This is a genomic window from Pseudomonas sp. LAMO17WK12:I10, from assembly GCF_900215185.1.
Lineage (GTDB): Bacteria > Pseudomonadota > Gammaproteobacteria > Pseudomonadales > Pseudomonadaceae > Aquipseudomonas > Aquipseudomonas chlororaphis.
This window is the reverse complement of the sequence record NZ_OBDX01000040.1, coordinates 42,549-50,435: the sequence shown is the minus strand read 5'-3', so window position 1 is coordinate 50,435 and position 7,887 is coordinate 42,549. Positions and strand designations below refer to the sequence as shown.

Sequence of the window (7,887 nt, the reverse complement as noted above, 5' to 3'; positions counted from 1 at the left end):
TTCGGATGACACAAAGCTGCCCTTGGTGCGCGGCTTTATGCGTGTAATCCCCGCCAGCTTCAAGGCTTTGGCAAAGGTGTCGGGATGAGCGGTGATACCCGTTTCAGCGTGGAATGCATCCGCTAATTCAGCTTGGCTGGAGAAGGGATGGGCTTGTGCAAGCTTGACTAGCATTGGGTACTGCTCTGCGGTAATCGCGGGCGGGCGTCCGATTCTAGGCATGACTTCGAGGCTGTCCAGGCAGAAGAAATGGTAACTTTAGTTTATTTTGTCTACACCTTCTAGGAGTCAGATGAAATATGCAGGCGCATGTTCAATAGCTGAACGAGCATGTAAGTAAAGGCTGACTCTTTCGTAAGTGTTCGGTTTTTATGCGGTATGAAAGTTGTCTGTTTGATCTGAGGTTTTTAGTTATCTTATTGATTAATAACAACTTATTTTAATGATTAGAGCGGTGTTCGACACGTTTTTCTACCTGTCAGTGCCATTGCTCTGTCATGGAAACTCTCTAATATCAGCCCTGTGTCGACGGATAGACACAGCCATCAAGGATGATGGTCAGGACATCGCAGGACGCGATTCATCAGGACGATGAAAAGGAACACAGGGACTAGGGAAAAAAGGTGGGCGGGTCATACCGCCCCTTTTTTTTGCCTGCGTAAAAGTGAATCCGGAACAGCAAAAAGGCCCGCAACGGGCCTTTTTGGGGAACGCGAGGTAATCAGCGTTCGAGATCTTTGATCTTGCCTTTGACGCCATCCCACTCTTCGGCATCGGGCAGGGAATCTTTCTTTTCAGTGATGTTGGGCCAGATCTCGGCCAGCTCAACGTTCAACTGAATGAATTCCTGCATCTCTTCTGGAACTTCGTCCTCGGAGAAGATCGCTACAGCGGGGCATTCAGGCTCGCACAGCGCGCAATCAATGCACTCATCCGGGTGAATCACCAGGAAGTTCGGGCCTTCGTAAAAGCAGTCCACCGGACAGACTTCTACGCAGTCGGTGTACTTGCACTTGATGCAGTTGTCGGTGACGACGAAGGTCATTTCTAATTCTCTCCTCAGGCGGCGGCAGCGGAGCCCCTTCAGGACGGGGTCGCTAGGTTCGGGAGCGATAGTCTGCGGACCAGGCTAATAGTCCGCAGCATCCCAAACCGCGCGAGATTCTAACAGCTTGAAAGCATCAGCGTTAGATGCGTGTCTTCAATGTATAGAGCATTTCCAGTGCCTTGCGCGGGGTCATGTCGTCCAGATCGAGCTTGGCCAGGTCATCGAGTACCGGGTGCGGCAGGCTGGCGAACATGTCGCTTTGCTGCGGGACCGAAGGCTTGCCCGGTACCGGAGACGGCGCTTCATGGGGCAGGCTGGTGGTCTCCAGGCGACTCAGGTGCTCGCGGGCGCGGATGATCACATCGCTCGGAACCCCCGCCAGCTGGGCCACGGCCAGGCCATAGCTCTGGCTGGCAGGACCTGGCAGCACATGGTGCAGGAACACGATGCGTTCGTTGTGCTCGGTGGCATTGAGATGCACGTTGGCCACCAGCGATTCGTTTTCCGGCAGGACGGTGAGCTCGAAGTAGTGGGTGGCGAACAGGGTGTACGCCCGCAGTTGGGCGAGACGTTCTGCCGCAGCCCAGGCCAGGGACAGACCATCGAAGGTACTGGTGCCGCGACCCACTTCGTCCATCAGCACCAGGCTGCGTTCGGTGGCGTTATGCAGGATGTTGGCGGTTTCGCTCATTTCCACCATGAAGGTGGAGCGACCGCCGGCCAGGTCGTCGCTGGAGCCGATCCGGGTAAAGATCCGGTCCACCAGAGACAGCTCGCAGCTGGCTGCCGGCACGAAGCTGCCGATATGGGCCAGCAGCACGATCAGCGCGGTTTGCCGCATATAAGTGGATTTACCACCCATGTTCGGGCCAGTGATTACCAGCATCCGGGTCTGATCGTCGAGGCTCAGGTCGTTGGCCACGAACGGCGTGGTCAAGACCTGCTCGACCACCGGGTGGCGACCCTGGGTGATGCGCATGCACGGCTCGCTGACGAAGCGCGGGCAATTGAGGTCGAGATTCAGCGCTCGCTCGGCCAGGTTGCTCAGCACGTCCAGCTCAGCCAGTGCCCCCGCGGTGTCCTGCAGCGGCGGCAGGTGACCGATCAGGGTCTCCAGCAAGGCTTCGTAGAGCATCTTCTCGCGGGCCAGGGCGCGGCTCTTGGCGGATAGCGCCTTATCCTCGAAGGCCTTGAGTTCCGGAGTGATGAAGCGTTCGGCGCCCTTGAGGGTCTGGCGCCGGATGTAGTCCGCCGGGGCCTGTTCCGCCTGTTTGCTTGGCAATTCGATGAAGTAGCCGTGAATCCGGTTGTAACCGACTTTCAGATTGGCCAGGCCGGTACGGGCCTTTTCCCGGGCTTCCAGATCGATGAGGAACTGGCCGGCGTTTTCGCTCAGCGATTGCAGCTCGTCCAGCTCGGCGTCGTAACCGGTCTTCAGCACGCCGCCATCGCGGATCACCGCCGGCGGGTTGTCGATGATGGCTTTCTCCAGCAGCGCGGCCAGTTCCGGATAGGTGCTGGTGGTCACGGACAGTTGGCTCAGGTGCTCGGCTTCGAGCTCGGTCATCGCCACTTGCAGTTCCGGCAACGCCGCCAGGGCATCGCGCAGGCGCGCCAGGTCGCGGGGGCGGGCGTTGCGCAGGCCGATACGGGCGAGGATCCGCTCGATATCGCCGATTTCCTTGAGTTGCGGTTGCAGCCTTTCGAAACGGTAACCGTCCAGCAGGCAGCCAATCGAAGTCTGCCGCGCCTGCAGGACCTTCAAGTCACGCAGCGGGCGGTTCAGCCAGCGGGTCAGCAGGCGGCTGCCCATGGCGGTCTGGCAACGGTCGACCACCGATTGCAGGGTGTTGTCGCGGCCGCCGGCGAGGTTGGTGTCCAGCTCCAGGTTGCGCCGGCTGGCGCCGTCGAGCACCACGGTGTCGTCCAGGCGCTCGTGGCGCAGGCTGCGCAGGTGGGGCAGGGCGGTGCGCTGGGTTTCCTTGGCATAGCTCAGCAGGCAACCGGCGGCGCCGATGGCCAGGGTCAGGTTCTCGCAGCCGAAACCCTTGAGGTCCTGGGTGGAGAACTGCTGGCACAGGCTCTTGTGGGCCGAGTCGCGTTCGAAGTCCCAGGGCGCGCGACGGCGCACGCCACGGCGTTTTTCCGCCGGCAGGCCTTGTGGCCAGTCGTCCGGGATCAGCAGTTCCACCGGGTTGATGCGTTCCAGCTCGGCCAGCAGGTTTTCCCAGCCCTTGATTTCCAGGACCGTGAAATTGCCGCTGGTGATGTCCAGCACCGCAAGGCCGAACAGACGTTCGTCGCCCAGCACCGCCGCGATCAGGTTATCCCGGCGCTCGTCGAGCAGGGCCTCGTCGCTGACGGTCCCCGGGGTGATGATCCGCACCACCTGGCGCTCCACCGGGCCCTTGCTGGTGGCCGGGTCGCCGACCTGTTCACAGATCACCACCGACTCGCCGAGCTTCACCAGCTTGGCCAGGTAACCTTCGGCGGCGTGATAAGGAATCCCGCACATCGGAATCGCCTGGCCAGCCGACTGCCCGCGCGCGGTCAGGGTGATGTCCAGCAACTTGGCGGCCTTCTTCGCGTCTTCATAGAAGATTTCGTAGAAGTCGCCCATGCGATAGAACATCAGCTGATCGGGGTGCTGGTTCTTGAGGCGCCAGTACTGCTGCATCATCGGCGTGTGGGAGGACAGATCGGTGAGCGCTTTATTCATCGGGTCGTCAGGTTGATTCGTTGAAAGGGTGGGCAAAAGCAGAGGGCATGGGCCCGGCTTTTTCGCGATGGGCGCAAGGTTACCATGGGCGGTCCGACCTTCGCAGGGATGAACCCAGCAGGATTTCGGGTGTTTTATGCATGAATATGCATTTTAGCATTTGCCGTCGGCGAAAATAACCCGCAATATGCGCATTATGCAAAAGCGCAACGTTTCTACCGTCTTAAGAGAGCTGCTCGATCGCGATGGCATTTCCCCCACGGAACTCCATCGGCGTACCGGCGTGCCTCAATCCACCCTTTCGCGGATCCTCAGCGGCAAGATTGTCGATCCTTCGGACAAACACATCTCGCGGATCGCCGAATACTTCCAGGTGAGCACCGATCAACTGCGCGGGCGCGCGGCTGTCGCCTCTGCCCGGTCGGCCGATCCGCATTCGGAACTCAAGGACATAAGTCTGTGGGACGACGATACCCCCGTCGATGACGACGAGGTGTCGGTCCCCTTTCTTCGCGAGGTTGAATTGGCTGCGGGATCAGGAAGATTCGTCATCGAGGAAAGCGAGCGCTCCAGCCTGCGCTTCGGCAAGCGCAGCCTGCGGCACAATGGCGTGCAGTTCGACCAGGCCAAATGCGTGACGGTCCGCGGCAACAGCATGCTGCCGGTGCTGCGCGATGGCGCCACGGTGGGGGTCAATGCCGGCAAGTGCGGTATCGGCGATATCATCGACGGCGACCTGTATGCCATCAACCACAACGGTCAGCTGCGGGTGAAGCAGCTCTATCGCCTGCCTTCCGGCATTCGCCTGCGTAGCTTCAACCGCGACGAACATCCGGATGAGGACTACAGCTTCCAGGAAATGCAGGAAGAGCAGATCGTCATCCTCGGTCACGTCTTCTGGTGGGGCATGTACGCCCGTTAACCGCAGCCCATAACGCCAAAGCCCGCCATCGAGCGGGCTTTTTTGTGCCTGTGGAAAACCCTCCACGCCTTTATTTATGCGGTGTTCATGCGCAGGCGCATTTATCATACATAAATAAATGCATTTGTGCATTGACTGCATATGCATGCATGCATATTATTCGTTCCAAGCCGCCCGACAGCGGTGAGCAACACCGCTCTTTAGTGGCAAAAGCAAAGGCAGCGATGAACCGGCCTCGACGGTTCAGAGGGTTGGCAACTGACCCGGGTGTGCAGCGTAAAGCACCGTGAACAGTTATCCGGCGGGCAGGGACCGCGGTCGGAGGAACAATTTGAATGGATCCGTACCGCGCCAGTAGCGCCGAACGATCAGGTCCCCTTGAAACTGGACCGCATTACTGAAAAGCCCGGGCGACCGGGCTTTTTGGAATGCCTACCTACCGTGGGCCATGCCGGGATATGCACCGTTGATACACAAGCCAATTGATTACCGGGCCAGCGCATTGGCCTTTTCCACTCAGGAGGAGTGACATGACAAACGAGCAACAAGCGTTGCTGGACATGCCCATCTGGCTTGTCATCGTCCTTGCCCTGGTGGGTGGGGTGTCCGGCGAAATGTGGCGCGCCGACAAGGAGGGCGCCCGCGGCTGGTTGCTGCTGCGGCGCCTGGCCCTGCGCTCCGGGGCCTGCGTGATTTGCGGGGTCTCGACCATCATGCTGCTGTACGCCGCCGGCGTATCGATCTGGACCGCCGGCGCCTTCGGTTGCCTGACCGCCATGGCGGGCGCCGATGTGGCCATCGGGCTCTACGAGCGCTGGGCGGCCAAGCGGCTCGGTGTGTGTGAGGTGCCGCCCAAGGATCCCCGCTCGGACGCCTGAACAACCGCCGCAAGCATTCGTTCATTCATTAAGTCGACCCTGCCGCCTTATCCACGTGGATATCTACCCGCCTGATGCAGGACGCGTACTCGTATTGAACGGCACTCAATCAACCCTCCCGGCCGGGAGGTGCCAGATACGGCCCAGCGTCGTACACCCATCCGTTTCAAAGAGAGGCAAAACCATGATCCCAATCGACTACAACAGCTACCGCACCCTCGCGCCCTACAACAAGCGGGTGCGTTTCCTGGTGCTGCATTACACGGCGCTGAACTTCGAGGCATCGGTCAAGGCGCTGACCACCGGCGCGGCGAGTGCCCATTACCTGATCCCGGCGCTGCAGGACCCGACGTATCAGGCCGCGGGCTTCCAGGAACAACGAATTTTCAACCTGGTGGCCGAAGAAGATCGCGCCTGGCATGCCGGTGTCAGTGACTGGGCCGGTCGCAGCGGCTTGAACGACACCTCCATCGGCATTGAGATCGTCAATGAGGCCACCGATGTCAATGGCGTCTTCACGTTCCCGGACTACGAACGCTCCCAGGTCGAGGCGCTCAAGCAGCTGGCCCTGAATATTCTCCAGCGTTATCCGGACCTGTCGCCGAAAAACGTGGTGGGCCACTCCGATATCGCGGTGGGCCGCAAATCCGATCCGGGCCCCAAGCTGCCCTGGAAAGAACTCTACAAAGCCGGCATTGGCGCCTGGTACGACGAGCCGACCAAGAGGAAATACGTCCAGCAATTCCGCGCCGCGGGACTGCCCGAGCGTGCCGAAGTGCTCAAGGCTTTCGCCACCTACGGCTATGGCGTGCCGGCCCAGGCAACGGACGACTTCTTCCAGTCGCTGGTGCGGGCATTCCAGATGCACTTCAGGCCGAAGAACTACACCGGGAAACTGGACGTGGAAACCTGCGCGATACTGTATGCGCTGAACGAGAAGTACGCCTGACTCGATCAAGGCGAACCGCTCGCAGGGCAGGGGGCTCCATCGAAGGTGATGCCGGACCTCAGCGAAGTCTCGTGAGCCATCCGTTGCATCACCCATTCCGTTCCTGACGTCGCTCGCCGACCTGGCGATCAAGAATCCTGCCCAAACCGGCATTCGCTGTTCCTCTATCTCGCGCGACATCCACAGCGCTCCTGCGCAACTTCAACCCCTGATATCTGAACAGGAGGCCTCTCTATGCCCGCAGTCATCGACAAACCGTCGCAGCTGTTTTTCGCCATTGCCGAGACCCTGCGAGGGGCGGGCCTTGGCCTCAAGGTTGGCAGTCACCAGGACTTCGATGGTCTGCTCGACCAGGCCTGGGTGCTGATGGCGATCGAGCGCGATGCCCCGGGCATGCGCAGTCAGGAAGGGCGTATCGCCCATGTCCTGACAGTCTCGCTGCAAGCCGTGGCGGCTGTGGGGGCCGAGCGGTCCGGGTTCGAGGCCTGCGATCTGGCCAGCGTGCTGAAGGACCTGGCCACGGATAACCGCTGGGGCCTGCCGGCAGCGCAGTGCGACCTGCCGACGAACCTCGAGGGCCTGCCCTCGACCCTGATTCGCGGCGAGCAGCAGCACGCGGCCTGGACGCTGTCGTTCACCCAGACGCTGTACCTCGGGCAGCCCTTGCTGGACGACCCGACCGGCATACCGAAGTTCGCCCGCACCTGGGAAGTCTCGAACATCGACGACCCCGACCAATACCAAGCACTGGAGGGCTGAGCCATGTTTGACGAGCTGCTGCGCATGCAGCTGGGCCCGATCATCGAGCGCCTGGCCGAAATGGAAACCGAACTCGATGACTTGCACCGGCGGGCGGAAAACCATTGCCGGATCGGTGTGTGCCAGGCGGTCGATGCGGCCAGCAACACCTGCCGGGTCAGCCACGGAGAGCTGCTGACCCCGGCGATCCGCTTCTTCAACCCCAGCGCCGGCGCGCAAAGCGAGTCGCGCATTCCCTCCGTGGGCGAGCAGTGCCTGCTGTTCAACTACGGTGGCGGCGACGGCGGCGCGCAGTCGGTGGCGCTGTTCGGCCTCAACTGCGACCGCTTTCCACCGGTGTCGACCCTGGCCGCGCTGACCCGCCGTCAATACGCCGATGGCACCCAAAGCAGTTATGACGATGCCGGCCATGTCTTGAACTGGAGCAATGGCCCGACCGCGCTCACCGCCTCTCGCGAGGCGGTCGAGTTGAGCATCGGTCCCGCCCGGCTGGCGATGAGGCCCGAGGCGATCGAGCTGCGGCTGGGCGCGGTCGGCATCTTGCTCGACAGCGCCGGCATCCACTTCAGCGGCCCCTTGGTGGAACACCAGGGCCGCGTTATCAGCCCTTGA

At 61.0% G+C, this 7,887-nt stretch carries 8 protein-coding genes; 5 read left to right on the top strand and 3 right to left on the bottom strand.

Features of this window, described 5'->3' with window-relative positions; translation table 11 throughout:
• The 3 genes from CRO75_RS29620 to mutS form a co-directional block, all read right to left on the bottom strand.
• On the bottom strand, nt 1–222 hold a 222-nt coding region (locus tag CRO75_RS29620), incomplete at its 3' end, for a helix-turn-helix domain-containing protein (RefSeq protein WP_143504241.1).
• Nucleotides 223–721: 499 nt separating this feature from the next.
• Nucleotides 722–1,045 (bottom strand): ferredoxin FdxA, encoded by a 324-nt coding sequence (gene fdxA / locus CRO75_RS29615; protein WP_007924025.1) that lies wholly within the window; start codon nt 1,043–1,045, stop codon nt 722–724.
• Nucleotides 1,046–1,187: 142 nt separating this feature from the next.
• Nucleotides 1,188–3,767, bottom strand: a complete 2,580-nt coding sequence (gene mutS / locus CRO75_RS29610) for a DNA mismatch repair protein MutS (protein ID WP_097140045.1) — start codon at nt 3,765–3,767, stop codon at nt 1,188–1,190.
• A 187-nt stretch (nt 3,768–3,954) separates the two neighbouring features.
• Between mutS and CRO75_RS29605 the strand changes: the two genes are divergently transcribed.
• The 5 genes from CRO75_RS29605 to CRO75_RS29585 all read left to right on the top strand — a co-directional run bounded on the left by CRO75_RS29605 (nt 3,955) and on the right by CRO75_RS29585 (nt 7,887).
• Nucleotides 3,955–4,689, top strand: coding sequence for an XRE family transcriptional regulator (locus CRO75_RS29605; protein ID WP_177409808.1), 735 nt, complete (start codon nt 3,955–3,957; stop codon nt 4,687–4,689).
• A gap of 530 nt (nt 4,690–5,219) precedes the next feature.
• Complete coding sequence (locus CRO75_RS29600) at nt 5,220–5,567, top strand: phage holin family protein (RefSeq protein WP_007924020.1); 348 nt, start codon at nt 5,220–5,222, stop codon at nt 5,565–5,567.
• Between the two features lie 184 nt (nt 5,568–5,751).
• A complete protein-coding gene (locus CRO75_RS29595; protein ID WP_053259810.1) occupies nt 5,752–6,516 on the top strand; it encodes an N-acetylmuramoyl-L-alanine amidase in 765 nt (254 codons plus the stop codon).
• A gap of 234 nt (nt 6,517–6,750) precedes the next feature.
• Nucleotides 6,751–7,275, top strand: a complete 525-nt coding sequence (locus CRO75_RS29590; protein ID WP_097140043.1) for a hypothetical protein — start codon at nt 6,751–6,753, stop codon at nt 7,273–7,275.
• A gap of 3 nt (nt 7,276–7,278) precedes the next feature.
• Nucleotides 7,279–7,887, top strand: a complete 609-nt coding sequence (locus CRO75_RS29585; protein WP_097140041.1) for a phage baseplate assembly protein V — start codon at nt 7,279–7,281, stop codon at nt 7,885–7,887.

Bases quoted from the DNA above. Each gene is read 5' to 3' on its own strand.
- CRO75_RS29605 (WP_177409808.1), top strand. From the start codon at position 3,955: ATGCGCATTATGCAAAAGCGCAACGTTTCTACCGTCTTAAGAGAGCTG.
- CRO75_RS29590 (WP_097140043.1), top strand. From the start codon at position 6,751: ATGCCCGCAGTCATCGACAAACCGTCGCAGCTGTTTTTCGCCATTGCC.
- mutS (WP_097140045.1), bottom strand. From the start codon at position 3,767: ATGAATAAAGCGCTCACCGATCTGTCCTCCCACACGCCGATGATGCAG.
- fdxA (WP_007924025.1), bottom strand. From the start codon at position 1,045: ATGACCTTCGTCGTCACCGACAACTGCATCAAGTGCAAGTACACCGAC.
- CRO75_RS29595 (WP_053259810.1), top strand. From the start codon at position 5,752: ATGATCCCAATCGACTACAACAGCTACCGCACCCTCGCGCCCTACAAC.
- CRO75_RS29600 (WP_007924020.1), top strand. From the start codon at position 5,220: ATGACAAACGAGCAACAAGCGTTGCTGGACATGCCCATCTGGCTTGTC.
- CRO75_RS29585 (WP_097140041.1), top strand. From the start codon at position 7,279: ATGTTTGACGAGCTGCTGCGCATGCAGCTGGGCCCGATCATCGAGCGC.